Raw genomic sequence first — 26,043 nt, forward strand, 5'->3', positions numbered from 1 at the left:
TTGAGATCTTAAGTGATTAAGCGATTAAGCGATTAAGCGACGACAACCGCCGTGCCGCTCGCTGATACCATCAACATGCCATTACCCGTCCCTAATACTTCATAATCTATATCGACACCTACCACCGCGTTGGCACCCGCTTCAATCGCTTTTTGCTCCAACTCTTTGAATGCGTAGTTGCGTGCTTTTTCCAGTTCCTTTTCGTAGGTGCCAGAACGTCCACCCACAAAGTCACGAATTCCTGAAAACATATCTTTGAAAACGTTCACCCCTAGAATGGCTTCTCCGGCGATAACCCCTTTGTAATCGACAATACGTTTGCCTTCAACAGATTGAGTGGTGGTAATAATCATAATGGCCTCTTGTAAGCTTGCTGAGTTGTTACTCGCTGTATGGATTGATAGTTTGGTCTGACTCTTGAATAACATCGCTCAGAGTTGTCTCTGAGCGTGTGAATTCATGCCTCAACCATGTTCTCAGTTTTAGCACACTTTCTTGTTTTAATTTGTTTTTTGGGCAAACAAAATAGAAATCTTGGTGTGGGTTCGCGACGGGTTCGCCCAACTCCACTAGCATCCCATGGCTGATGTCATCTTTCACAAACAAGCGATGCGTAACCAATACGCCTAACGAACGAATTGCAGCTTGCACCGCTTGAATGGAGACATCAAACGTTAGATTGCTATGGAATGTGGGCATTGGTATTTGGTATTTGTCGCACCAGACTTGCCAGTCATGTTGTCGCCTGAGGTTAAAAACGCCAATGGTCGGGTTTTGTTTGACGAGTTGTTGGACGTTTAATCCGGTCTGGTTTTTCAATAGAGCAGGGCTGCACACCAAGACCAGGTCATCGTCGCCGAGCTTTTCGCTGTAATATTGTTCCCACTCGTTTGGCTTGCCATGGACGAGAGCAATATCGACCCCTTCTTGTTCGATATCGAAAGGGCCGGTTAATGTCGAAATACGGATATCAAGTGAGGGAGCAAATGCTTGGAATTCGGGGACTCGAGGGATCCACCAGTGCATCGCGAGTGAGTTCACCATGTTGAGAGTGATACGGTGGTCTTTAGGCGTTCTGGCAAGCTCTTCTGTCGCTTCTATCACCTGTTCCAGTGCTGGCGCGACCTTTCGATAATATCGCTTACCGGCGGCATTAAGAACAACACGACGACCTACTCGCTGAAATAGCGGTTTATTAACCAGTTGCTCTAGTGATTTGATGGCTTGGCTTACTGCAGAATGACTGACATACAACACTCGAGCAGCGTCGGTCATGCTGCCGGTTTCAGCAACAGCAATGAAAGCATAAACGGATTTAAGCGGGACGAGTTTCTTCATTGGTAAGTTTTCCTTACAGTTATGGTTAATATTACTCGCTATTTTTCATCACGTCACGCTTCTAAAATAGGTGTCATAGGAGGTGATAATTATGTCTGATATTACCAAGGCGACGACTTTCATGTTGTTGTCGACGTTCAGTTTGTCTTTGAGTGGCTTGATGGCCAAGTATCTATCTGAAGTGATGCCAATCTCGTTACTCAGTTTTGTGCGTTTTTTGTTACCTAGTCTGTTTTTATTCCTTTTTCTGACCTTTTACAAAATCAGTAAGCCGACACGAGAGATGTGGAAACCTTTGGTGATGCGGGCGATCTTTATGGTGGCGTGTCAGTGGTGTTTCCTTACTTCACTACAAACCTTAACGCTGGTTGAAGGTGTGGTGTTATTCAGTACGGGTCCGTTGTTTATTCCATTGTTAGAAAAATTAATATTCGGAACCAAGATTCATACAACGACTATCGCATGTTTAGCCATTACATTTTTCGGCGTAGTGATGATGGCGGGGGATTGGTCGCAGTTTGAGTTGGGTTCGGAGTTCTTTAGACCTGCGCTATTGCTTGGACTTCTAGCGGGTGTGTTTAATTCTGGCTCGCAAGTGAGTCTGTACCGAGCATCTAAAACCAGCCTGACACCAGCAGAGCTTAACGCATGGACCTTTTTAGTCGCAGCAATTCTCGTTATACCTATGGTCGTGTTTACTTCTGTTTCTGCTGTACCAGATGTACTTCAGGGGGATAGTGTGTATGGAGCTTTAACGACTTTGCTGTCGTTTGATGACTTGCGTTGGATTGGACTTGGTGCATTTGGACTCGCACTGTTTACCATCAATACTCAAATTTTCCGATCCAAGGCTTATAAGCTTGCAGATAGCGGTTCCCAGTTGGCACCACTGATTTTTACTAACATGCTGTTTAGCGCCTTATGGCAGGGTTTGTTCTTTGATGATGTGTTTTCTACTCAGCAGATGATTGGCATTAACCTGATTGTTGTAGCGAGCATTACCAACACTCTATTAGCTAAAAGACACAGCAAGGCGAAAGCCAACCAGACACCGCGAGTCACAGTGGCTGTAGCGACTGTAGTGGACGTTGCGGTATTGGACTCGGCAGCTAAAAGCTAACCATTGAGCTTATAAAGCTTATGGTCTTTAGTCTGAATGGTTAGCTCAAACTTAAAATAACGAGCGTATATACTCTTTTACTCGGTCAATGTGTTCGTTTGGTTCAATCTCGCAACGCTGTTTAGTCTCTAGGAATCGCTCAGCGTATTTGTCGTAGATTTTGTTTTCTAAGAACAGCAAATACAGCTTGGGATCGATATGACCGCTGGTGGCCATGTCGGTCATGATGTTGAGTGATTCGCTTAGGAGTTTGCCTTTCTTATACGGGCGATCACTAGAGGTGAGCGCTTCAAAGACATCAGCAATTGCCATCGCTCTGGACGGTAGAGGTAATTGGTCTTCGCTTAAGCCTCTTGGGTAGCCCTTACCGTCGATACGCTCGTGGTGTCCGCTGGCGATATCCGGAATATTCTGGAGGTAAGACGGATAAGGCAGCTTGTTAAGCATGGTGAAGGTTTGAATAATATGATCGTTGATCATGAAACGTTCTTCATCGTTTAACGTACCACGACGAACTTTCAAATTGTGCAGTTCACCTTGGTTGTATTTGACCTCTCCTGGCTTAAGCACAAACGCTTCTTGCCACACATCAGCTGGGTTAAAGCCATTATCCCACGGTATTTTATGTTCGGGTTTATCAGCAAGTAGCGGTTCCATCACCGGTAGTATTTGGTCTTTTCTTGCTGGCTCAGCTTCACTCTTCTCTGTCGTGTCTTGTTGTTCATTGAATCTCTCTTTTTCAGACCAAGATAACCCTAGCTGATCGTCGAGTGTTCGTTTCCATTGGCGCTTGGCTATTCGGTCTAAGCGTTCTAGCTGCTCTTCCGTCATAGATTCGCCACCAAGGTTACATTCAGCAACAAAGGCAAATTCTTCATCCAATTCTGACAAGCTTTGTTCGAGGATCTTAAGCTGATCCTCTTGAAGCGATCCGTTCGCTATCGCTTTCCAGTAGTCCGTTTCAGCCTGTTGTTTTAACAGTTCGAAACGCATTCGCACTTCGTGGATTCGGTCGTAAATGGTTTCAAGTTTTGTCGCTTTGTCTACGACATACTCAGGTGTGGTTACCTTTCCGCAGTCATGAAGCCAAGCGGCGAGCATTAACTCTTCCCACTGTTTACTATCCAATGAGAATTGCGGGTAATAACGGTCATCATCAATGGTTGCTTGAGTCAGCCATTTGGTCAGTTCAGGCACGCGTTGGCAGTGCCCGCCCGTGTAAGGTGATTTTGTATCAATCGCTGATGCAATCAACTCGATAAAGGCATTAAGCATGTCTTTCTGTTGCTGCATTTGGTCAATGTTATCTTTGGCTATTTCCGCAAAGCTGAGCAGTTCTCGTAAGAAGGCGTGCTTGTCTGCCTGCATCTTGGTAATCGGTCTTTCATAGCCAATTGCGACGATACCCACCAACAACTTCTCACGGTTTAATAGTGGAAACAGGTATAGATCTGAATTGAAGATCGAATCTTGGTAATAGTTGAGAACATTGTCTTCTCGGTTTAAGTGGATGGTTTCTCCAGATTTAAGCTGGCACAGCAACCAAGGGGTGTGCTTGATGAAGTCATTGATGTCGGCCTTAAAGGGCAAAATGGCGAGGTTCGCGGCCGTATCAAACACATCTTTCTCTTTTGATTGAGTGAAGAGGACGATGGTTTCTGCTTTGGTAATTAAATAGCTTTGATGAGCAATATTTTTGGCTAATATCGAAAACTCCTGATTACCGGCCGTGTCTCGAAGTAGCGTAATAAGATCATGAAGTGTGTGTTCCATCAGCTCAATTGAGTGGGCGAGGTTAGCCACTTCTTGAATCATGCTTTTGGGATAATGAGTTCGCCTGAAGTCAAATCGTGCGATGTTGTCGGTGAGTTGCATCAGCGTATTGAGTGGCTGAGACAGTCTATTAGCAACAAACCATACGATAGCGAAGCAGATGAACAACATCCCAATCGCGACGGCGACTTGCTTGTCACGCATCGAGATAAGATCAGAGAGCAACTCATTGTGCGGCGTAGCCTCTGCCAAATATAAAGTGACATTCTGAGTGAGCTCAACAGGCGTTAGTGTTAATGCCCAAGTGTTTAGGTTGTACTCAACGTTTTTTAGGTTGAGGTTTAATTTCTCCTCGTCGGAGATAAGTGGTGCTATGACGGATGCTTTCAATGCTTCCATCTGTTCACGTTTGGGCACATTAAAGAAGCTTTGGTCTTGCTCACTGCCAGAGAGTTTCCCCGTCGTTTGGTTATTCGTTTTCTCAGTTTTACTTGTGTCGTTAGGCTGGGAGGTAAGCTTGGGAATCGATAGATCAAGTTGATGTTGGCCGAGAAGATTGAAATGTTGATCGAACAGAGCGAGTCGGGTTTGTGGAGAGTAGGCCAATTCACTGATCTGGGAAGAGAGAGATTTCAACGTGAAGTCGGCACCAACGACATGCTTGCCATCCAAAGAACGTCTAGAAAGCGTGATGCCATTGGTTTGCAGGAAATAGAACAGGTAGGGCTCAGAGAGTTGTATTGAGCCGTCAGGCTTTGCGTTACGAAACCAAGGTCGAGTCGTGGGGTTGAACTTACTCTCGGCTTGTCGGGTACTGATCACTTGGTGTGCGCCATCGAGAAAGGTAATAAAGTTTTCACCATCTAGATTGGTGCTGCTGACCATCATGGTCGCTTTGGCGGGAGCGTTGTTGTCGGCTCTCTGTTTAATGGAACTCAGAGGACGAAAGATTCGGAAATCGCCATCTTCAGAGCCATAGAACAGAGCGACTAAATTGGTATTTTGTTTGAAGATGATATCGACCGAAGCAAGCCAAGATTCTTTTTCGACGGAGGAGGTTTGATGAGCAACAAACGGGCTCACTGCCATCACGTTTAAGGTTGTGATGACTGGGGCAATAGCTTGTTTAAATACCGATTCCAGCTTAACGCGATGTTCATTACTGACTTCGCGCACGGTGCCTAAAAGCAGTTCTTGAGAGTGCCGATAACTTATCGAAATCAGTACGGTACCGACAAGAGTGGTCAAAATTAAGAAAAGGCTAGTGATGTGGATACTCAGCGGATATCGTCTTCTTCTCATCTAACACTCCAGTTTGTAGACTGGTTTAAGTATTGACGAACTTGGGTAGGTTGCAAAAAATTGGCGCAATTAAGACGGCGGTACGACTAAGTTGTGCTTCCTATGACTAAGTGAAATGATAATAAAGCCTTATCTTTAAGTACTAATTGCCACTTGTGATTGGTAGGGCATCTCTCCAAGATGCTGGACAGGCTCTATGGGGGCAATAGATATCTAATGTTATTAATATTCCTGATTAGAAAACCAAGCACTCCGGACGTTTTATTAATTAATCATTATTATGTTAATATCATTAATTATTCTGCACATCTATAAAATTATCTGGGTGCTGTATGTGTTGAGCCTAGAAGGAACAGTAATGACGTTAGAAGCATATATTCTCAATGTAGGAATATACTCAATTTTCCCATTGTATTTTGCTACGTTAAAAAACCGTGTGCGTACAGCTGCATTTTATAACTATCTTAGTATCGTGCTTTTAGTGGGAGGGCTTGCTGGTGCCGTTTATTCCTTTCCATTATCCGAAGCTTTAAGTATTTCAGGCGGAAATATTGCTTATGGTGCATTCATGATGAGCACCATAATGCTCATTATTATTGAGCGAGATTTTAGCACTTTTAAACACATGTTTCGGTTAGTAGTGGTTGTGGATTTGATTGCTTTTGTTGGTTTTAACTTTATGGCTTGGTTGCTGGAATCGGAATATGTGTTGAACCCTTTTGCTATCCCTTTCAGTATCTTTGACGTGTCGTTGAAAGTTCTTGTTCTTGGAGGGGTTTTGATTCTCCTCGAAATATTGTTATTGATGTTTATTTTTACACAAGTGAGTAAGTTCCTTTCCAATCTACCAGCGTTGGCATTCATCTATACGCTAGCATTTGTTTTTATCCTTTGTTTGGATGGAGCACTGTTTCCTCTTTTAGCTTTTGGCCTAAGCCCGCAGATCGTTCCTATCATATTCGGAAATATACTGGGTAAGTTGTTGATTGCGGCCTGCTATAGTGTCCCAATGCTGATCTTCTACTTTTTGTTTAGGGGAGATTTTGCCAAGTTTGTTAGTTCGCCACTATCCATAAAGGATTTGACTAAAGCTCCTCGAAAAGAGTTGCTGGCAACATTGTATCAATATGAGTTGCGTGATGAGCAGTTGCAGAGAGAAAAACAAGATCTCACAAAGATTGCACTTTTTGATGAGCTAACCTCACTCCCCAATAGACGTAAATTTAATCAAACGTTTGAGTCTGAATGGGCTAGATGTGAACGCGAAGGGCAAACTTTAACCTTAGTGATCGGCGATATTGATTTTTTCAAGCAATATAATGATGCATATGGCCACCATCAAGGAGATGTCTGCCTTAAACAAGTCGCAAAGTTATGGAAGCACGTTTTTAACCGTCCGTCAGACCTTGCTGCTCGCATAGGAGGCGAGGAGTTTGCCATTATATTGCCAAGCACATCTATAGAGCAAAGCAGAGCTCGCCTTAATTCATTCTTAACGGTTTTGCACAGTCAACCGATTCCTCATCGTTCCTCACCCATTGCTTCTCATGTAACGATGAGCCTAGGGGTTGCGGAATGCGTTCCGACGAAAAGCACATCGCCAAATGATCTATTTATGCTTGCTGATAAGCGCCTTTACAAAGCAAAGAATAGCGGGAGAAATCAGGTTATTGTCGATTGAATTAATTTTAACAATACTGAATGATGAACAGTATATAATTTCGATTCACTCAGCATCACATTAAGCAAGTGTCTGTTGGACATTTTTGAATAAGCTGTATTAGACCAACCCAACTTGAAATTGATTGACTAGACCACACGGTTAAGGCCTTGATTTATGGAACTCAAAGTAGATACCCACACCCACACATACGCAAGTGGCCATGCTTACAGCACGCTGATCGAAAACGCGAAATCGGCGAAGCAAAACGGTTTAGCTATGTTTTGTACGACCGACCATTCAGAGTCTATGCCGGGCGCGCCACACTATTGGTTCTTCAGTAACCAGCGTGTGCTCCCTCGTTTTATTGAAGATGTCGCAATTATTCGAGGTGTCGAGTCAAACATCATGAACACACAGGGTGAAATCGACATTCATCCGAGTGTGGATAAGAACTTGGATTGGGTGATCGCGAGTTTTCATGAGCCAGTATTTCGCCCATCGGATGTCGCTACCCATACAGAAGCATTGTTGAATGTGATTAAAGGCGGCCGAATTGATGCGCTTGGTCACTTAGGAAACCCTAATTTTAATTTCGATTTTGAAGCTGTGATTCAATGTGCGGCGGAACATAACGTTGCGATTGAAATCAACAACACCACACTCAAAGGCAATAGCCGAGTTGGCAGTGTTGACCGCTGTTATGAGATCGCAAGAATAGCGAAAGCGAAAGGTGCGTTTATTACGACAGGTAGCGATGCGCATTTCTGCGTAGATGTCGGTGGCTTGGACTTAGTCGCTGCATTGTTAGATAAAGTAGGTGTGGATTCGAATAAAGTGGTCACTCATTCGCCACAGCAATTTTTGGCATTTTTAGCATTGCGTGGCCGTCAATCTATTGCTGATTTTTCGGTAATTGAGTGATGGAATAGCCGTTACTTTTTACTTTTTAGTCATTGGTTAGCTAGCTAGTTTGCATTTCGACACAATCAATTTTTGTGCCCGACGGATTTTTGTATACACTAGCCGAAAATAATAAAGTCGAAGTGCCACAATAACGATGGCGCTATCTTCAAAGACATCGCTTCACTTGGAGAAACAATGAAAACTCGCTCAATCCTTTTATCTGGCTTAATCGCTGCTTCGCTATTGTCTGGCAACGCTTTTGCTAATGTTGACCTTAAGAAAAACATGCAAGAAATGAAGCTTGCGTTCAAACAAGCGGCAGAAGCTCAAAACATTGAAGAGATGCAAAAGCCTATCGTACGTATCGACACGCTAGTTGCTGAGCTCAAAACGGGTGTTTACCCAATTGAGAAAGAAGAACACTTCATGGAAGGTTTCAAAAAGATCAGTGCATCGATTGATAGCATTGAGAAGAAGCTAGACCAAGGTGAATTTGAATCTGCACAGCAAGAGCTTCGTACTATCGATGGCCTTCGTGAAGAGTATCACGAGAAGCGTAATCCAAGCATTTGGAGCAAGATCTTCGGTTAATCTGCTAATCAATTGAATTTGCTAGATACGTAACAAAGAGCAAAACCTCAAGATTCGATTTCTAAAACGCTGCCTTACATTATTCTTATCAAGAAGGTGTAAGGCAGCGTTTTTTATTGTCTTTTTTATAAACAGTTTGTTATGTAGAGTTTCGCCACATTTTCTTGGCTCTTTCGTTGTAACCAGTTATTAACTAAAAAGAGTGTGCGTTAGCTTCAATTTTTTAACCTGATGTTAATCTTTACGTTTACCTATATAACAAGTACCTCATAATAAGGGAAATTTATAAAGATTAGGAATAATGCGCCGAACCTCGTTCAATTTCTCTATGTTACTCGCTACAGCATTAAGCTGGGTGCTAGTGACGTTAATGCCTGTTATCAATGCTCATGGTAATAGTGCGGGAGTATGGGCGTCGTTATGTACGGTCAACGGCTTTGAACTGGTTCAAATTGAAGAAGGCGATCCCAATACTCACAAAGGAAAGCCGTGTCCCTTTAGCCATTTTTCCACGTTTCACCAAGACGAACTTCCAACTACACTACTAACAACTCGACTGAGTTCTATTGTCTCAGACAGCTACGCTTTTTTGGCTCTAAGCGAACGCTACACGAGGCAAGCCCCGCGCGGTCCTCCCTTTGGTGTTGCTTAAACCTAACCCACTAAAATAATTAAAAATAAAGTATTAAGTAAAGTTAAACATGCTCAGATTACTTTCTGATTTTTCAGAAGGTATGTTTGCGTGTGTCAAAGGAAATAATAATGTTGAGAAATGAATCTCAAAGCTCTGCGAAAGCACAAGCGACTTCGCAGTCTACAAGCAGTGCAACAAGCGGTTCGAAAACCAATATAAAAAGCAAAGACCGCAATAAAACTCTCTACTTCCTTACGTGGCGTTGGCACTTCTATGCCGGGCTATTCGTTATCCCGTTTATGCTAATGCTGAGCATTACAGGCTTGGTGATGCTGTTTGATGATGAAATCGAATTGGCTTTCCACCACGAAGCCATTGAAATTGTTGCATCGGGCGACTCTATTAAGGTGTCACAACAGTTAACTGCAGTGCGGAATCAATACCCACAAGGTACGGTGACACAGTTTGTACCTAGCAAAGTCCCTGATCTTGCGAACCGATTTTCTGTATCACTTGAAGATGGCACTTCCGTTTTCGCCACGGTGAATCAATACACTGGCGAAGTGGTAGGAGAAATCCCGCGTAGCGATAGCCTGTACCAGCTGGCGAATGACATTCACGGCACTTTGTTGATTGGTGATTGGGGTGATTACCTAATTGAAGTCGCAATAAGCTTGTCTATTCTGTTGCTCATCAGTGGTATTTACTTATGGTTACCGAGAGATAACGCGAGCCGCGCTGGTTTTCTTAAGCTTCGATTTGGTTCAGGAACGCGTGTTTTAATGCGTGATCTGCATGCGAACATCGGTGGAACACTGTCATTCATTCTTCTGTTATTTATTCTATCGGGATTATCATGGACAGGTTTTTGGGGCGGTAAGCTAGTGCAAGCATGGAGTACTTTTCCTGCTCAAATGTGGGACGACATTCCGCTGTCTAACGAAACGCATGCTTCTTTAAATCACGGGTCTGAAGAAGAAATGCCTTGGAACCTAGAGCAAACTCAACTGCCTTTGTCTCAAGATAAGCCAGCAGAACACGTCCACCAAGTAGAAGAAGCGTCTGAAGCTCATGATCATTCTAAGATGGGTGAGGATCATTCTCAGCATGTATTATCCGCCAGTAATTTCTCTATTGATGATGTGATAGTAAAAGCTCAATCTCTTGGTTTTACGCAATATAAAGTCAATTTCCCGCGTTCAGAAACGGGTGTTTACACCGTGGCCGCCAATACTATGGGAGGCGATATCATCGACCCAACCCAAGATCGCACAACTCACCTCGACCAATATTCAGGGCGCATTCTAGGAGAGGTGACGTGGCAAGATTACAATTTATTCGCCAAAACTTTAGCCGTCGGTATTTCTCTGCACCAAGGTGACATCAGCATCATCAACAAGCTTCTAAATGCGTTGTTCTGTTTGGCATTCATTTTGGTGTCGGTGACTGGTGGTGTGATGTGGTGGATGCGCAGGCCTTCAGGCCAAAGAAAGCTGGGAACGCCACCGAAGTTTGGTGATGCAGGCTTATGGAAAGCGGGTTTAGTGACGATGGTTATTATTTCGATATTGTTTCCACTCGCGGGTGCGACGATTGTGACTGCAATGCTATTGGATTGGTTACTGTTTTCACGCGTTGAGAAATTCAAGACGGCATTGAGTTAATTGACATGCAAACGGGCTTTCTCTACTTGAGAAGGTCCGTTTTATTAATCAGATGATCGCGTCTTTTGTGAGAAAGACTTTAGACTTGATACAGCTCTAGATTTGATAAAGCTTTAGATCTGATACAGCTTTAGATCTGATAAAGTTCTAGCGGCAGGCCGTCTGGGTCTGCGAAAAACGTAAATGATTTCCCCGTAAACTCATCAACTCGAATCGGTTCGACTTCAATACCTTGTTCTTCCAAGTAGCTTTTGGCATGTTGAACGTCATCAACACAAAAAGCCAAATGTCTCAGCCCTTGAGCTTCCGGAAAGCTTGGTCTTTCAGGTGCGTCAGGGAAGCTGAATAATTCTATTTGAGCGCCATCAGGCAGTGCCAAGTCAAGCTTGTAAGATTGGCGCGCTTCACGATAATTCTCAGCAATCACTTCAAGCTTTAAAACTTCCGTATAAAAGCGTTTAGAAACTTCGTAGTCTGAGCAAATAATGGCGGCGTGGTGTATTCCTTTCAGCATCAGTTTATTTCTCCTGCCAACTTGTCACCTAAGTGCTCCATCGCGTAATCAATGAATACACGTAATCGAGCGGGCATGTACTTGGTTTGAGCAAACTGCATCGCGATAGCGCCATGGTAATTACTCTTGATGGTCCAATCTTCCAGTACTTGAACTACAGAACCTTCAGCTAATGCATCTTGAATCACGAAGTCATGAAAAATACCCACACCAAGCCCTTCTTTCACGCCTTTCAATCGCATCTGAGAGTGGTTCACTGCGTAACGTCCGCTGACGGGTACTGTGTAAAACTCATCGTCTTTAAGGAAGTCCCAAATGTGGTCTTTATCTGTTTCTGCAAGGTATAAGCAGTCGTGCTCAGAAAGCTCGGTAGGGTGGTGAGGAATTCCTTTGGCATCTAGATAGTCGGGGCTCGCACATAACACGAGGTTTGTTTTTCCAAGCTCTTTCAATACCAAACTCTCGTCAGGTTTATCGGTAAGGCGAAACGCAATGTCGATGCCTTGGCGCAATATGTCGATGTCGCCATCAGCCGCTCTTAGCTTGAGTTGAATCTCTGGATACTGATTTAAAAATGGAACAACAAAAGGCTGTAGCACTGAGTTCAAGAACGCCTCAGGCGCCGCTACTGTTATAGAGCCTGCAGGTTCAGTATGGTCGGAGGTAGACAGTTCAACAGCTTGTTGCGCCGCATTAATCATAACTACGCTTTGGTCATATACCAACTGACCTGCCTGCGTGATGATCAATGTACGAGTGGTTCGCTCGAACAGCTTTACTGAGAGCGCTTTTTCTAAACGTGTGATTAGCTTACTCAACGCTGAGGGTGTCACCCCTAATTGCTTTGCTGCAGCGGTAAAGCTACCTTCATTCACAACTAAGATAAACGAGGCGAGATCAGGAAGTAGGGCGATGAGTTTTGGGTTAATCATAAGTATCCAGTTAGACTAATTTCAACGGTGGCCATAACCTTGATTGTGAGTGATCTCTTCTTATTTGTGAATCAATTTCATTAATTGATACGCGCAATAGTAGTCGTGATGGAAGCCGTTCTTCTGTTGTTCCTATTTCATATTACTTAGTTATTCAGATCTCAAGTCAATATGGCGATTCCGTTGCTTCAAATTGGTTGTTAGATGCTTTTGTTATATGAATGTAAATACTTGTGATTGCTTGTTAAATTTAATTTAAACGGTGTTAGTATCCTCCCAACTTGTGCTGAATCGAATCAGCTATATTTCATCGTTCCAAGAGAACTTTTAACTTCGAGTTCGGAAGAGCAAAAACATAGTCAGAGGTAAGTATTTTGCAACGTACTGATATCACCCCAACGCAATCTCCCGCGTTAGCCGCGTTAATTAATAACGATTATGAGCTTAATTTCCAAGAGTTTATGGACCAAATACAGCTGGCGAATAAACCTATGTCTCTGGCTTCCATTCGGTTCATATTGGATAACATCGAGCTGAGTAAAGAAGAGATCAAGTCGTTGGCGAGTTTTGATAAAGAAACATACTGTCGACAAAGGCTTTTCAAAAATGACCACTGTGAAGTTTTAATTTTGAGTTGGCTAAATGGACAAAGAAGTAAAATACACGATCATTTGAATACGTCTTGTGGCGTAAAGGTTCTACATGGGCAAGCAACGGAAACCTTGTTTGAAACGGCGGCTAATGGCCATATTTTTGCTTCTCAGTCGACTCATTTCCAAGAGGGCAGTGTGACCGTCAGTAAAGATAATGATATCCATCAGATATCGAATCTACAGGCTGGAGATGAACCGCTCATTACGTTGCACGTGTATTCGCCCCCTTTAAGCCAGTTCCACCTCTATCAGCTAGAGAGCGGTAAGTCGGAGCTGCTCGACATACAACAAGAGTGCTGGGCCTACGAGATTTAACATTTATCTGTAGCGACCTGCCTACAAATACCAACCAAGCTCTGGGGGAGTTTTGGTTAAACGAGGTTATGTCCAATGCTTCATGTCATAGTAGAGATAAGTAAACTACACTAGTTAAAAAGCTAGGTAAGTGACAGATGAATAAAGACAATTTCCCAATTGAGCTAAAACGACTTCGTGAATCAGCGTCCATTTCACAGGAAGAATTTTCAGAATTGCTTTCCAATTCTCATCGAGCATTTTTTGGTGTTAATCAAGTAATGGTCAGTCAGTGGGAAAGGGCAAAGACGCTGCCTAGTTTTGTTCGTCGCCTTGGTATCGCGAGTTTCTTTCAGGTCGACTATGATTTTTCGGTAGAAGAAATGGTGCAAGTCAAAGCCGCAACAAAGAATATGGAACGTCCGTCTAATGCCGATATTGGCTACGACTATGAGGTCACAAGCGTAGAGTCATACAACATGGGCTTGCTTCCTGCGAAAAGGCTTAAGTCGATTCAAGGGATGCACCTCAAAACTTATGGCAAAGACTTTATCGAGGTTGCTCAGTATCTCGGCGTGAGAAAAGACGATATGCAGGTGCTTTGCTTCTTGTTCGAGGGAGTCATTATTGGTCATGTGGTTTACGATGGCCTCAGTAAGATGCTTTGCAGTGTTGGCGCGGTTAGCATCGTGATTCGACGCAAGATCTTCGATTACATGGCAGATAATTTGGCAGGCATTGAATTTCGCTTTCCGACTCTTGATCCTGCAATGTCCCAGTTCCTCTATGATCTTTACTTAGAGCCATACATGAGCAAGCTCGGCATGCCGTTTTTCAAGGCTGATATAAAGAAATTAGTGAATAATCCGTTCTCTCAAAACATCCAAAACAAACACGATATCTACTTCAAGTACATTCGATATCACGACCTTAAGCAGAAGAAAAAAAGCGTCGAGTTTGTCTTAAGCTAACGTTACTTGAGCTCCAACTATCTACATGACAAGTCTAAGATCAGTTAAAGGCAGTGGCTTTGAGTATAGAAAGCCTTGATAGCTGTCAAAACCTAGCTGGTGGATTAGTTGACGTGTATCTGTGTCTTCAACGCCTTCCGCAACGGTTTCGATTCCAGACTCTTTGCAGTACGCCAGAATACGCTTAACCAAGTCGGAGCTTGCTGGCTCAATACTGTTCACAATCGATTTATCGAACTTCACTTCATCGACATTAAGGCCCATCACCTTATTTATGTCTGAATAGCCAATGCCAAAATCGTCGATAGAGATTCTGACGCCCAGAGACTTAAAGCGCTTAATTTGCTCACAAAGCTGCTCATCCAACTGATCATTTTCACTTAGCTCAAAGGTAAGCTGTTCTGCCTTGAAAGACGCATTCCAAAGTAACTCACGAACTTTCTGCACGTTATCAGGGTTCGCCAGTACTTTCTTGCTGATATTAACTGCCAAGTTCAAGTGAGATGAGAGAGATTTTACTTCTGTCAGTGACTGTTCAAGAACACTAAAGAAGATCTCTTCTTCATAACCTAATGCAAACGCACGATCAATAAACACGCCTGGAGAGAAAATCCCTTCTTCTGGAATATCTAAACGAAACAGCGCTTCAACCCCAGTCACTTTCTCGACACTAGGCTGAACCTTTGGCTGATAAAAGCAGGTGTGCCAGTCATTCTTGAAAGCTTCTTGTATGGTGTTGTCAGATAGGGTCATTTGCTTGGTTTCTCTTCTCATCGTGTTTCATTTGTATAGCGGCGTTGCTGGTGCGCATTCTGAGAGAAGCGGGCATTCATCACTATATCGTTCTGAGATGAAAAATTGAGATTTGATATGAATAAGGAGTAATTATTACATTTTCTTCTATTTCCTTTTATATCAATTGGTTAGATGTTGTTGGTGTGAAAGTGTGATCCTAAGCCAATAAAAGCTCGCATCACATTTTTTTGTAACTGAAGGGATTATTTACAAAATTGGTCATGTTACACTTGCCCCGTTATAGGAGAGCCCCCCATTTATGAAAAATTACAGTGACATACTAGCTTTAATAGTTGATGACTCCCCGGTGATCTTGTCGAGTATTCGAAGAATGTTGATTAGCTTAGGCCTGCATGATAAAAATATTTATCATGCAAAAGATCCTAAAGCTGCAATTTGGCACTGTAAAAAAATGGGTTTTGACCTGATTATTTGTGATTATAATTTTTATACTCGCCTTAATGGCAAGCAAGTTTTTGAAGAACTCCAACACTATAGTCTCATAAAGCCAAAAAGTAGTTTTATAGTGATAACTGGTGAGTCGTTATCAAAAATCGTTCGCTCTATCATCGAGCTCTCTCCTGATGAATATATTTTAAAGCCTTTTAATTCAGTCTATTTTACTAACAAGATTAGAAGGTCGCTCGCAAGAAAGTCGGCATTATATGAGCTTTACCAAGCTAAAAATCAAAAAGATTATACTCATGGCCTTAATTTGTGTGACGAACTGGAGTTTAAATATCCTCAATACCACTTTCTAATACAAAAATTTAGAGGGGAGTTCTACGCATTGTTAAACATGTTTAATGAAGCGAAAGAGCTTTATGACTCAATTATTGTTGAAAAAGATGTTGAGTGGGCAAATGCGGGTTTAGCCGATAGCTTAATAGAACTGGGTGAGTTTGCTAGAGCTCAATTTATTGTCGAAAAAATGCTAGCAAAGGTGCCTAATTCGACACAAGCCATGACGTTAAATGCAAAATATGACATTTATAATGGTGATATTCCTAAAGCGATAAAACAGTTTTCTATTATTTCAGAATTGACTCCTGGTAACCCTGAAAGGGAATTGGTTATTGCAAACCTATGTGTTTCTCAAGGTGATTATAGAAACGCTGCTGCAAGGTTTATGATGTATTATGAACTTAATATTGATACATATCGAGACAGCTTAGAGTCACGCTATAATTACATTCGATGTATACTATTTATTTATGACTCAATTGAAAAAGATAGCCTAGTAATAAATGAAGACCAAATAGAAGAAGACCCTAAAAAATTAAAAATAGAAGCATTAAATGAATTTAGGCAGATATCACTGATTAAGGATAAAAATAATAATCGAACTGATGAGCAACATGATTATCAGCCTAGTTATGATGTTGATCAAGAGCTCATTATGTGTCATTTATCCATTCTTGAAGGTAAGTTGAGTGAGGCAATTACGATACTTAAGCACATTTATTCAAATGACTTAGTGTTAGGATTTTACAATAAATATCACTTTAACTATTTACTATGCTTACTTTCCTTTAATAAGGAGTTTGGTGAATGCATTAGATCAATTAAAGTGTTATTGGATGAGAGTGATTCCAGTCCTATGCTGTTAAAATCACAAGTTGAGTTACTTAAATCCTTGACCCAACAGCATAGAACGCAAACTGATGCTGTTAACACCAATATGGATAAAGTTACTCATTTAATTAAGTCAAAAGAGCTTGTCGCTGCTTTAGATTGTTTGATTGATGTAAGGTCTAAGAATACTTACATTCGAGAAGTTAACTTACAAATCATCGAGTGCTTGACCCAAGCTTGGCCTTCGAATTTCAGAGCAAGGGAAGTGAAAACCTTATTGAAATCATGCTTTAAGGTATGTCGAGAATTGTATAACGAAAAAGAATTAGAAACGTTAAATGTGCTTCGCAACTTTGAGTTGGCTGAAAGCCGAGTTGCGAAACATGCTCTAGATTAACCGTTAAGTATTGTCCAAAATAACTACTGACTTTGACAAACAGTTGTGAAGCTTCTCTAGTGGTACCGGTGCTCCTGTAAAATAACCTTGGCATTGTTCAAAGCCGAGTTCTTTTAAGATGTTCCAAGTCGCCATATCCTCAACACCTTCTACAACGGTATTCATCTCAAGAGAGTTGGCTACCTGGAGGAGCATTTTTACTAAGGCTTGATATTTAGGCTTAGAAGGTAAATCGGTAATAAAGCGCCTATCGACCTTCATTTCAGTAAAGGGTAGATCTAGAAGCTTATCCAATGAGGCATATCCGGTCCCAAAATCGTCTATTGATAGTTTGAACCCGTGTATCCGCAATCTTGCTAGTGTAGCTAGCGCAGTTGGATTGTTTTGGTATGCGTGAGACTCAGTGAGTTCTAATGTTAACTTATGATGTGAAAAGTCATGGAGAGCACAAACATCTATGATTTGGTCACATACATTAGGGATTTCTAGGTTGCCTTGTGTCATGTTAATAGATACAGAAATATTATAATGGTAAGCGGCAACTTCTTTTACAGCATTGTTTAGTACGACAAAGAACAATTCATCCATCATGTCATTTTCTTCCATACACTCAATGAAGGATATAGGACTCAATGTACCTAAATCTTCATGCTTGACCCTAGCTAGAGCCTCAACTGCGACGAGTGTATTATTTGAAAATAGAACCTTAGGTTGGTAGTGATTTATAATGTTTTTATTTAAAAATGCGCATCTAACATCACTCAGAGTCAGTTGAGGTGGTGTTTGATGATTTTTTTCTTCTTGAATTTGATGGTGAAAGCCATCAATTGATTCTAATAGTTTTGACTTGATATCAGATTTTCTTAGCAACGTATGATATTTAAAATTTAATAGAGAACAGATATTAACGGTTAATTCACTAATGTCGTCCTCAACAGCAGTGACAATAACAACACCAAGAGAATTATCTATTTCTGATAATTGAAGAAGAAATTTGATTCCGTCCATCTTAGGCATATTGATATCGCAGAAGATTAAGTCGATCTTTTTTGCTTCAATGAGCTTTAACGCTTCTAATCCATCATTAGCGACATATGTTGTCTTATGACCGAGTAAACTCAAATCAATTTTCAACCTTGTACTTTGGATCAAATCGTCTTCAACGATGAGGATGCTTAACTCATCCATCACACATGAGCCTTAGTTAAAAGGTTTTTTACATCTTTGATTGTTGCTGTCATAGCGAGTTCAAGCCTCTCTATTGTTTCTTTACTCTTCTCTGTGTCTATTTCATTTTGCAACGATTGTGCAAGTTCCGAAACAGAACTGATCCCTAACATATTCGCGGAGCCTTTAATTTTATGAGCCAAACTTCTAACGTCATCTGTGGTGTCTAAATCCTTCAGGTCTTTAGTCATAGAACTAATAATAACGTTATAGATCTCAATCTTATTTTCTGCACTATAGTGAGTGAAATTGTCTTCAATTTCCTGTTGGTAATCAAAACTGGAATCGTCATCTGAACTAATGAGAAATTTTGAGATCTTGTTATGAATTGTTTGAGCATCAAAAGGTTTGAGTATTAGCTCATCAAAATTAGGGAAGTCACCAAGTTGGTAATCGCGATCACCTGAACTACCTACAATATTGATATAACCGTACTTTACGATATCTTCTTTGATAGCCTTAGCGAGGCTAGGGCCGCTAAGGTTCGGCATATGAATATCTGTTATAATCAAGTCATAACCATCTTTACGATTTTGTAATTGAGATAGGGCCTCATTTCCATCATTAACAACATCACTTGATAGTCCCAGCTCTTTAAGTTGGTTCTTCAGTAATAACTGATTCACAATATCGTCTTCAACGATCAATACGTGTCCAATTAGTTGTTGCATTGATTCTTCCTTTATAATTTCTGTTGATGTCTTATCGACCTGTTCTTTAGGAGTTCTAATCTGTAGAAGTAAAGCACTTAGCTGTGAGTTTATATCGTTGAGAGCATCTTCGTTGTGAGAGTATTCATAAGTATCGCAAGCTTGTTGTAGTCGAGTTGCCCCTAGGTTACCTGCCGTACCTTTTAATTTGTGGATCTCATCGGCATGTCCCATTCTTGCCACAAATCCTTCGTAATCGTGGGCAAATATATCAAGTAACTTAAGGTAAAGGTTAACGTTGCCGGCACTTACTTTTAAGCCTGATATATGATCAATATGTGGAGCGGATTTCAGCCATTCAGGTAAATCAAACTCTGATGTTTCAGCTAGAGGCTGTGACGATGGAGCTTGTGTAGGATCTTGTGAGGTATTGCTGTCAGAAAACCATGTTATCATTTTGGAGTACATGTCTTCAGTGTTTAGAGGTTTCGCGATAAGGTCATTCATGCCCGATTCGATAGCCTTATGCTTGTCTTGAGGCATAACATTAGCTGTCATTGCGATAATAGGGAGTGAGAGTTTTAGATCATTACGAATAGCTGATGTCGTTTGATACCCGTCCATTAAAGGAAGCTGGCAATCCATTAACACACCGTCGAACTCTTTCGAACGTAAAAGCAATAAAGCTTGTTCTCCGCTCCCGCAAATTTCGAGATCTACAATATGTAATAATAGTTCTTTTACTAACTCTTGATTAATATAGTTATCTTCAACAAGTAGAATTTTTTTGCCGTATAGTTGATGAATGATTTTAGGCGATTCGGTTTTTATCTTTGAATCGTGATTGACGGCATCTTGCACAGTTAGGCCTAATGGAATATCAAAAGAAAAAGTACTTCCTCTGTTAGGTGTACTTATAACGTGTAAACTCCCGCCCATTAATTCTACAAGTTGTTTGCTTATCATTAAGCCTAGTCCTGTTCCCCCGTATAGCCGAGCAGTAGAGTTATCTACTTGAGCGAAAGGCTTAAAAAGATCGTCTAGATCTTGAGCGGATATCCCAATACCAGTGTCGGTAATCTCAAATAAGACACGAGCACTAGTAGCGTCATTTTCAAGGCAACTAACATTGATAGAAACATAACCACTATCACAAAATTTTATGCCATTACCTACAATGTTTAGTAAAACTTGGTTTAGTCTTAATGAGTCACCTTTGACTAGTTTAGGAACATTTTCATCGCACTGATAGTTTAAACTCAACCCTTTGTGATGGGCGTTAACTGACATGAGTTTATGACAATCGTTTAACAGTTGCTTTAGGTCAAATTGGCTTAACTCAATAGTAAATTTTCCTGACTCTATCTTTGATGTATCAAGAATATCGTTAATGATGTGGATTAGTTGATTAGATGCAATATCAATGCTTTCAATGTACTTTTGTTGTTTTTCATCTAGGTTAGTTTTCAAAGCTAGCCCTGTCATACCCATAATCGCGTTCATTGGCGTTCGGATTTCATGACTCATATTAGCAAGAAATTGAGACTTAATTTTTGTTGATGATATAGCCTCATCTCTAGCAAGTGTTGCCTCGTGGGTAAGCCTTACTAGACTCTTTAGTGAATGGTAAATCAAGTATGCTAACATCACCATACCAGTGAAAAATAACAACGTTAGTAGCGTAATGAGATAAGAAGTAAGCTTTAAATCGCTTACACTATTAATTCTTTCGTCACGAATAGAAAGTATGATTGTTTCTGCTTCTAAAACGGATGGAATTGCTTCTTTAGCGTTTTTAATCATGGCATAGTTATTCTTGTTTAATCTAGTAACGATATCAATGTAAAAGTCAGTGTCTTCTGATAGTTTTGAGAGAGAGTTTGATTTCTCTGTGTTTTTTATAAGAGGTATTAGTTCTTTCAAATCGGATTTTATGTTTTTCAGAATATCAATAGCTTCATTTAACTGCTGAGTATCTAACCTTCTGCCAAGAGTAAGAGAACTAACTATTTTTTTGTTTATAGCAGTTTTATCACTGATTAAACTATTTATCAGTTCAATTGTGGAAGGGTTTCTATAGGCATAGTTAAAGTTCAGGACCATCTTTAGGTGATTATTTACCAAATTAGAGCGATCGGCGTACTCGGCTATTATTGCTTTTCTTTCTTTATCTATCGCAACATACTCCAAAAAGCTCTCTCTATATTCACTGATAAGAACGAGAATTCTTTCTTCATTGTGATCATTTAAATCTAATGTCAGATCCTTGGCCTTTTCAATATAGTTTAAGGCTTCATTTAAATATTTTTCACTATTATCTCTTACATAGCCTAACGTGTTAAGACGAGCCCTATCCAAAGAAAATATCAACTCTCCAGTAGTATGAATACGTTTAAGTACCTCAAAAACCTTATTCGTTCCTACCCAAGTACCAATTGCCGTGGTAACGAGGAGGGTAAAAACTAAAAGAAAGCTAATCATGATTAGCTTAATACGACTCTCCTTTTTCTCACTCTTAGATAATTGATCAAAGTTTGGGATCATTTTTGGCATACATACTCGGACTAATATTAGAAATTTACGACGTTGTGAGAGCGCTGATAACTATAATGTGAATTACAATAGTTTAACGGCAGATTCTATATAAGGAAGTTGTTTTTGGAGAAAATTTATTTTGTTGGCTGGCGAAAAAATCACGGTCTTTGGTGATGGCTATAGTAAGGTTCTCAAGTTGCTTGGTAAATAATCGTGTCGCTTAGAGTGCGATTCGTGCCTGTGATTCATTAATGTTTTTCCAACTAAAGGGATAATCGAGAAGGAGATGTTCAACTAGAATAGGGGTATAAGTTTTACAGTGTAAATGATCGAATTGAAATCGTTTACATCCCCTACATAATGCGGCGCGCGATGCTGCTGAATAATAATTAGGAAGGAATAGACAATGTCTTCTGCATTTTACCAACAGATTCAAACTCAAATCGAAGAAGTTAAAGAAGAAGGTCTTTACAAGTCTGAGCGCATTATCACTTCTGCTCAAAAAGCAGCGGTTTCTATCTCGACTGGTGAAGAAGTACTAAACTTCTGTGCAAACAACTACTTAGGTCTTGCTAACCACCCAGCTCTTATCGAAGCAGCTAAAGATGGTATGGATCAGCACGGCTTTGGTATGGCTTCAGTACGTTTCATCTGTGGTACTCAAGACTCTCACAAAGAACTAGAGCAAAAGCTATCTACGTTTCTTGGTAAAGAAGACACTATCCTTTACACATCTTGCTTTGATGCAAACGCTGGCCTATTCGAAACGATTCTAGGCAAAGAAGACGCAATCATTTCTGATGCTCTAAACCACGCATCTATTATTGATGGTGTTCGTCTGTGTAAAGCAATGCGCTTCCGTTACTCGAACAACAACATGGAAGAGCTAGAACAACAACTTATCGCAGCTAAAGAAGCGGGCGCTCGTCACACGCTTATCGTAACTGACGGTGTGTTCTCAATGGACGGCGTAGTCGCTAACCTTCCTGCTATCTGTGACCTTGCTGACAAGTACGGCGCACTAGTGATGGTTGATGATTCTCACGCAGTTGGCTTCATGGGCGAAAACGGCGCGGGTACTCACGAGTTCCACAACGTTGTTGACCGTATCGACATCATCACAGGTACGCTTGGTAAAGCAATGGGTGGCGCTTCAGGCGGTTACACTTCTGGTAAGAAAGAAGTGATCGACTGGTTACGTCAGCGTTCTCGTCCATACCTATTCTCTAACTCTGTTGCACCAGCAATCGTATCTGCTTCTATTCGCGTTCTAGATCTTCTAGCGGAATCTGGTGACCTACGTACTCAACTATGGGAAAACTCTGCTCACTTCCGTACTCGCATGGAAGCTGCTGGTTTCACGATGGGCGGTGCTGACCACGCAATCATCCCAATCATGCTGGGTGATGCAAAAGTAGCGGCTGAATTCGCAGAGCGCGCACTAGAGAAAGGCATCTACGTTGTAGGCTTCTCTTTCCCTGTAGTACCAAAAGGCCAAGCTCGTATCCGTACGCAAATGTCTGCTGCACACTCTCGTGAGCAACTGGATCGCGCAATTGATGCGTTCATCCAAGTTGGTAAAGACATGGCTATCATCTAATTTTAAAGGGGTGCCTTTGCATCCTTTGATTAGATAGAACAACACCCAATAGAACATATAGATTTTTGATTCTCGCCTTACTGTTAGGCGAGATGAACTGGATAACATTATGAAAATTAAAGCACTTTCTAAGCTTAAGCCTGAAGAAGGCATCTGGATGACTGAGGTTGAAAAACCTGAAATGGGTCATAATGATCTTCTTATCCGTATTAAGAAAACCGCAATTTGTGGTACAGACGTACACATCTACAACTGGGATGAGTGGTCACAAAACACAATCCCAGTACCTATGGTAGTAGGTCACGAATACGTGGGTGAAGTTGTTGGCATCGGCCAAGAAGTTCGTGGTTTTGAAATCGGCGACCGTGTATCTGGCGAAGGTCACATCACATGTGGTCACTGTCGTAACTGTCGTGGCGGCCGTACTCACCTTTGTCGTAACACAACAGGTGTTGGTGTTAACCGCACTGGTGCGTTCTCTGAGTTCCTTGTGATCCCTGCGTTCAACGCATTTAAGATCCCAGCAGAAATCTCTGACGATCTAGCATCAATCTTTGACCCGTTTGGTAACGCAGTACACACAGCGCTTTCTTTCGACCTAGTAGGCGAAGACGTGCTAATTACTGGTGCTGGTCCAATCGGTATCATGGCTGCTGCTGTTGCTAAGCACGTTGGTGCTCGTCACGTTGTAATTACTGACGTAAACGAATACCGCCTAGACCTTGCTCGTCAAATGGGTGTAACTCGCGCAGTAAACGTAATGGAAGAGAAGCTTGAAGACGTAATGGCTGATCTTGGCATGACTGAAGGCTTCGATGTAGGCCTAGAAATGTCTGGTAACCCATCTGCGTTCAACAGCATGCTGACTAACATGAACCACGGCGGTAAGATCTCTCTACTAGGTATTCCACCATCAGATATGGCAGTAGACTGGAACCAAGTAATCTTTAAAGGCTTGGTTATCAAAGGTATCTACGGCCGTGAGATGTTCGAAACTTGGTACAAGATGGCTTCACTAATCCAATCAGGCCTAGATCTAACACCAATCATTACTCACCACTACAAAGTGGATGACTTCCAGAAAGGCTTCGACATGATGCGTTCTGGTATGTCAGGTAAAGTAATCCTAGATTGGGAATAAGCAAAAGGAGTAAACACTCCCAAGCTTCCTGACTAATTGAAAATGCCTCAAAGCGATTTGGGGCATTTTTGTATCCATACTTTGTCTGTTTCTTTATCTAGGCTTCGCTAATTTCCGTCTGTCACTTAATGGCCATTTTACTGCCCAGTAATCTCTAAAATACTCAATAAGCAGTTACATCTTATTGTTTTACTATTGAAGAGAGGGCTCATGGCTTGTAAACCACTTGCACTGATAATAACTGGAATATTATTAACGCCGAATTTTGCTAGCGCTGATGTCGACATTTCGAAATCTGAAAGCGATCAAGCAGCAGAAAAGGCAGCAAAGGAACTTGCAAACCCAAACACAGCTTACGCTAGCCTTAATTTAAAGCTTCAGTATTCAGGTGGTTACGATGGTGGAGGGGATGCTTTCGCGACTGTATTACAGCCGACATTGCCATTCCCCATGGATAATGGTGACAAAGTGATCTTCCGCCCGGCTATCTCTTATGTACAGAACGATTTCCATATGGATTCACCAACAAGATCGCAGCATATGGACCAGTCTGGCGTTACGGACATCTCATTTGATTTAGCTTATGCGCCTAAAATGGAGGGCGGTACTATTGTCGCTTTCGGTCTTTTTGCTTCTTTGCCAACGGGTAGTAATGACTTAACGGCTGATCAATTTGCTATCGGGCCTGAATTTATGTTCGGGAAGGCGAGTAGTGAGCGAGTTGTTGGTATGTTCCCCAACCACTTGTATGGTATTTCTGGAGATGGAGCCGACCATTCTGATACTCGAATCAACAAGACATCGACACAAGTCTTTTGGGTGGAGATATTAGGCGGAGGTTGGACGGTAGGTTCTGCGCCGACATTCTCGTATGACTGGAATAAGGATCAGGCGGAAATTCCGTTGAATATAAGCGTAAGCAAGACTACTGTGTTGAACGGACGTCCTTGGAAGTTTGGCATTGAAGCGAACTATTACCTTGAGAAAGACGAAGAAACGCGTCCAGATTTTATGTTGAGCTTTAATATCAGCCCAGTTGTGGAAAATAAACTGGCGTCTTTGTTCGATTAAGCCGTTATTTGAAATACAGTTTTAGAAACGAAAAAGGCTGAACGATCATCGTTCAGCCTTTTGTGTTATTGGATTGTCCCGTCCTGAAATGTGTTTACACATTGAGGACTAATGATGACCATTCCAAATAAACACTACATTAAGCGCACTCAGCGTGATTACACACTAGGCTTTAAATTACAGGTTGTAGACGCCATTGAAAAAGGCGACATGACCTATAAACAAGCCCAATCAATTTACGGCATACAAGGTCGTTCAACCGTTCTTACTTGGTTAAGGAAGCATGGAAAAATGGATTGGACTACCAATCCAAGGAAGAACACGATGCCTAAATCACCAAGAGCAAATGAAACGCCTGCCCAAAAAATAAAACGACTTGAACAAGAGCTCGAAGATGAACGTCTCAGATGCCTTCTTCTCAATAGGGTTGTTGATATTCTTGATGCTGAGCACGGGATGTCGCTAAGAAAAAAGTATATAGCGAAGGAGCAAGAAGCCTTCAAAAAGAGAAGAAAGTAAGCTTAAGTAAAGCTTGTTCATTGCTCAATATATCTCGTCAGTGTGTCTATCAGAGAGAAAAGCGTGAGACCACTCGTCAGGCTGAGCTTGCTCCTGTGAAAGGGATGGTCCTTGAACTAAGACGCTTCATGCCTCGATTAGGAACTCGTAAGCTCTATTTCTTATTGAAACCTAAGCTGAT

20 protein-coding genes and 1 pseudogene are annotated in these 26,043 nt (G+C 41.5%); 13 read left to right on the forward strand and 8 right to left on the reverse strand.

Going from position 1 to position 26,043, the window contains the following annotated elements:
- Window positions 1-32 precede the first annotated feature (32 nt).
- The gene (locus NX845_RS15945; protein ID WP_004730185.1) at window positions 33-353 is read right to left on the reverse strand and encodes a heavy metal-binding domain-containing protein; all 321 of its coding nucleotides are present in this window, start codon (window positions 351-353) and stop codon (window positions 33-35) included.
- 28 nt (window positions 354-381) lie between these two features.
- Window positions 382-1,338: a LysR substrate-binding domain-containing protein gene (locus NX845_RS15950; RefSeq protein ID WP_065682374.1), complete on the reverse strand. Its 957-nt coding sequence runs from the start codon at window positions 1,336-1,338 to the stop codon at window positions 382-384.
- 91 nt (window positions 1,339-1,429) lie between these two features.
- Between NX845_RS15950 and NX845_RS15955 the strand changes: the two genes are divergently transcribed.
- Window positions 1,430-2,458 carry a DMT family transporter gene (locus NX845_RS15955; protein WP_065682375.1) on the forward strand — a complete coding sequence of 343 codons (1,029 nt, stop codon included), beginning with the start codon at window positions 1,430-1,432 and terminating at the stop codon, window positions 2,456-2,458.
- A gap of 51 nt (window positions 2,459-2,509) precedes the next feature.
- On the opposite strand, the gene NX845_RS15960 is transcribed toward NX845_RS15955, so the two are convergent.
- Window positions 2,510-5,533, reverse strand: a complete 3,024-nt coding sequence (locus NX845_RS15960) for an HD domain-containing phosphohydrolase (RefSeq protein WP_065682376.1) — start codon at window positions 5,531-5,533, stop codon at window positions 2,510-2,512.
- A gap of 358 nt (window positions 5,534-5,891) precedes the next feature.
- Here NX845_RS15960 and NX845_RS15965 point away from each other — a divergent pair, with 358 nt between their 5' ends.
- The 5 genes from NX845_RS15965 (at window position 5,892) to NX845_RS15985 (ending at window position 10,988) form a co-directional block, all read left to right on the forward strand.
- A complete protein-coding gene (locus tag NX845_RS15965; protein WP_017094971.1) occupies window positions 5,892-7,214 on the forward strand; it encodes a GGDEF domain-containing protein in 1,323 nt (440 codons plus the stop codon).
- A 156-nt stretch (window positions 7,215-7,370) separates the two neighbouring features.
- The gene (locus NX845_RS15970; RefSeq protein ID WP_065682377.1) at window positions 7,371-8,117 is read left to right on the forward strand and encodes a phosphatase; all 747 of its coding nucleotides are present in this window, start codon (window positions 7,371-7,373) and stop codon (window positions 8,115-8,117) included.
- A 177-nt stretch (window positions 8,118-8,294) separates the two neighbouring features.
- Window positions 8,295-8,690: a cytochrome b562 gene (locus NX845_RS15975; RefSeq protein ID WP_004730193.1), complete on the forward strand. Its 396-nt coding sequence runs from the start codon at window positions 8,295-8,297 to the stop codon at window positions 8,688-8,690.
- Between the two features lie 301 nt (window positions 8,691-8,991).
- Entirely contained in the window at window positions 8,992-9,342 is a 351-nt protein-coding gene (locus NX845_RS15980) for a hypothetical protein (RefSeq protein WP_260256984.1), read from the forward strand.
- Between the two features lie 110 nt (window positions 9,343-9,452).
- Entirely contained in the window at window positions 9,453-10,988 is a 1,536-nt protein-coding gene (locus NX845_RS15985; RefSeq protein ID WP_017094969.1) for a PepSY domain-containing protein, read from the forward strand.
- A 130-nt stretch (window positions 10,989-11,118) separates the two neighbouring features.
- On the opposite strand, the gene NX845_RS15990 is transcribed toward NX845_RS15985, so the two are convergent.
- Window positions 11,119-11,502 carry a VOC family protein gene (locus NX845_RS15990; RefSeq protein WP_017094968.1) on the reverse strand — a complete coding sequence of 128 codons (384 nt, stop codon included), beginning with the start codon at window positions 11,500-11,502 and terminating at the stop codon, window positions 11,119-11,121.
- Entirely contained in the window at window positions 11,502-12,434 is a 933-nt protein-coding gene (locus NX845_RS15995) for a LysR family transcriptional regulator (protein WP_004730200.1), read from the reverse strand. Before NX845_RS15995 ends, NX845_RS15990 begins: the two co-directional genes overlap by 1 nt.
- Before the next feature lie 374 nt (window positions 12,435-12,808).
- On the opposite strand from NX845_RS15995, the gene NX845_RS16000 reads away from it, so the two are divergent.
- A complete protein-coding gene (locus NX845_RS16000; protein WP_017079740.1) occupies window positions 12,809-13,402 on the forward strand; it encodes a cysteine dioxygenase family protein in 594 nt (197 codons plus the stop codon).
- Between the two features lie 137 nt (window positions 13,403-13,539).
- On the forward strand, window positions 13,540-14,352 hold the full coding sequence (locus tag NX845_RS16005; protein WP_017093038.1) for a helix-turn-helix transcriptional regulator: 813 nt from the start codon (window positions 13,540-13,542) through the stop codon (window positions 14,350-14,352).
- Between the two features lie 21 nt (window positions 14,353-14,373).
- Here the strand turns inward: NX845_RS16005 and NX845_RS16010 are convergent, their stop codons facing one another.
- Window positions 14,374-15,126, reverse strand: coding sequence for an EAL domain-containing protein (locus NX845_RS16010; protein WP_108189309.1), 753 nt, complete (start codon window positions 15,124-15,126; stop codon window positions 14,374-14,376).
- Window positions 15,127-15,406: 280 nt separating this feature from the next.
- Between NX845_RS16010 and NX845_RS16015 the strand changes: the two genes are divergently transcribed.
- Complete coding sequence (locus tag NX845_RS16015) at window positions 15,407-17,119, forward strand: response regulator (protein ID WP_065682381.1); 1,713 nt, start codon at window positions 15,407-15,409, stop codon at window positions 17,117-17,119.
- Window positions 17,120-17,122: 3 nt separating this feature from the next.
- Here the strand turns inward: NX845_RS16015 and NX845_RS16020 are convergent, their stop codons facing one another.
- Entirely contained in the window at window positions 17,123-18,307 is a 1,185-nt protein-coding gene (locus NX845_RS16020; RefSeq protein ID WP_102446776.1) for an EAL domain-containing protein, read from the reverse strand.
- Window positions 18,307-21,549, reverse strand: coding sequence for a response regulator (locus NX845_RS16025; RefSeq protein WP_102446775.1), 3,243 nt, complete (start codon window positions 21,547-21,549; stop codon window positions 18,307-18,309). Before NX845_RS16025 ends, NX845_RS16020 begins: the two co-directional genes overlap by 1 nt.
- Before the next feature lie 388 nt (window positions 21,550-21,937).
- Here NX845_RS16025 and NX845_RS16030 point away from each other — a divergent pair, with 388 nt between their 5' ends.
- The 4 genes and pseudogenes from NX845_RS16030 to NX845_RS16045 form a co-directional block, all read left to right on the forward strand.
- Window positions 21,938-23,131 (forward strand): glycine C-acetyltransferase, encoded by a 1,194-nt coding sequence (locus tag NX845_RS16030; RefSeq protein ID WP_017059545.1) that lies wholly within the window; start codon window positions 21,938-21,940, stop codon window positions 23,129-23,131.
- Window positions 23,132-23,240: 109 nt separating this feature from the next.
- Entirely contained in the window at window positions 23,241-24,272 is a 1,032-nt protein-coding gene (gene tdh, locus NX845_RS16035; RefSeq protein ID WP_004730216.1) for an L-threonine 3-dehydrogenase, read from the forward strand.
- A gap of 210 nt (window positions 24,273-24,482) precedes the next feature.
- Window positions 24,483-25,343: a transporter gene (locus tag NX845_RS16040; RefSeq protein WP_065682384.1), complete on the forward strand. Its 861-nt coding sequence runs from the start codon at window positions 24,483-24,485 to the stop codon at window positions 25,341-25,343.
- Between the two features lie 114 nt (window positions 25,344-25,457).
- Window positions 25,458-26,043: pseudogene (locus NX845_RS16045) on the forward strand (IS3 family transposase); the annotation flags it as partial.

Source organism: Vibrio sp. NC2, assembly GCF_025195005.1.
GTDB lineage: Bacteria > Pseudomonadota > Gammaproteobacteria > Enterobacterales > Vibrionaceae > Vibrio > Vibrio splendidus.

Coding starts and splice junctions, on each gene's coding strand:
- NX845_RS15950 (WP_065682374.1), bottom strand. CDS start 1,338: ATGAAGAAACTCGTCCCGCTTAAATCCGTTTATGCTTTCATTGCTGTT.
- NX845_RS15960 (WP_065682376.1), bottom strand. CDS start 5,533: ATGAGAAGAAGACGATATCCGCTGAGTATCCACATCACTAGCCTTTTC.
- NX845_RS16020 (WP_102446776.1), bottom strand. CDS start 18,307: ATGGATGAGTTAAGCATCCTCATCGTTGAAGACGATTTGATCCAAAGT.
- NX845_RS15990 (WP_017094968.1), bottom strand. CDS start 11,502: ATGCTGAAAGGAATACACCACGCCGCCATTATTTGCTCAGACTACGAA.
- NX845_RS16015 (WP_065682381.1), top strand. CDS start 15,407: ATGAAAAATTACAGTGACATACTAGCTTTAATAGTTGATGACTCCCCG.
- NX845_RS16010 (WP_108189309.1), bottom strand. CDS start 15,126: ATGAGAAGAGAAACCAAGCAAATGACCCTATCTGACAACACCATACAA.
- NX845_RS15985 (WP_017094969.1), top strand. CDS start 9,453: ATGTTGAGAAATGAATCTCAAAGCTCTGCGAAAGCACAAGCGACTTCG.
- NX845_RS15955 (WP_065682375.1), top strand. CDS start 1,430: ATGTCTGATATTACCAAGGCGACGACTTTCATGTTGTTGTCGACGTTC.
- NX845_RS15965 (WP_017094971.1), top strand. CDS start 5,892: ATGACGTTAGAAGCATATATTCTCAATGTAGGAATATACTCAATTTTC.
- NX845_RS16030 (WP_017059545.1), top strand. CDS start 21,938: ATGTCTTCTGCATTTTACCAACAGATTCAAACTCAAATCGAAGAAGTT.
- NX845_RS15980 (WP_260256984.1), top strand. CDS start 8,992: ATGCGCCGAACCTCGTTCAATTTCTCTATGTTACTCGCTACAGCATTA.
- NX845_RS15945 (WP_004730185.1), bottom strand. CDS start 353: ATGATTATTACCACCACTCAATCTGTTGAAGGCAAACGTATTGTCGAT.
- NX845_RS15970 (WP_065682377.1), top strand. CDS start 7,371: ATGGAACTCAAAGTAGATACCCACACCCACACATACGCAAGTGGCCAT.
- tdh (WP_004730216.1), top strand. CDS start 23,241: ATGAAAATTAAAGCACTTTCTAAGCTTAAGCCTGAAGAAGGCATCTGG.
- NX845_RS16025 (WP_102446775.1), bottom strand. CDS start 21,549: ATGCCAAAAATGATCCCAAACTTTGATCAATTATCTAAGAGTGAGAAA.
- NX845_RS15995 (WP_004730200.1), bottom strand. CDS start 12,434: ATGATTAACCCAAAACTCATCGCCCTACTTCCTGATCTCGCCTCGTTT.
- NX845_RS16040 (WP_065682384.1), top strand. CDS start 24,483: ATGGCTTGTAAACCACTTGCACTGATAATAACTGGAATATTATTAACG.
- NX845_RS16005 (WP_017093038.1), top strand. CDS start 13,540: ATGAATAAAGACAATTTCCCAATTGAGCTAAAACGACTTCGTGAATCA.
- NX845_RS15975 (WP_004730193.1), top strand. CDS start 8,295: ATGAAAACTCGCTCAATCCTTTTATCTGGCTTAATCGCTGCTTCGCTA.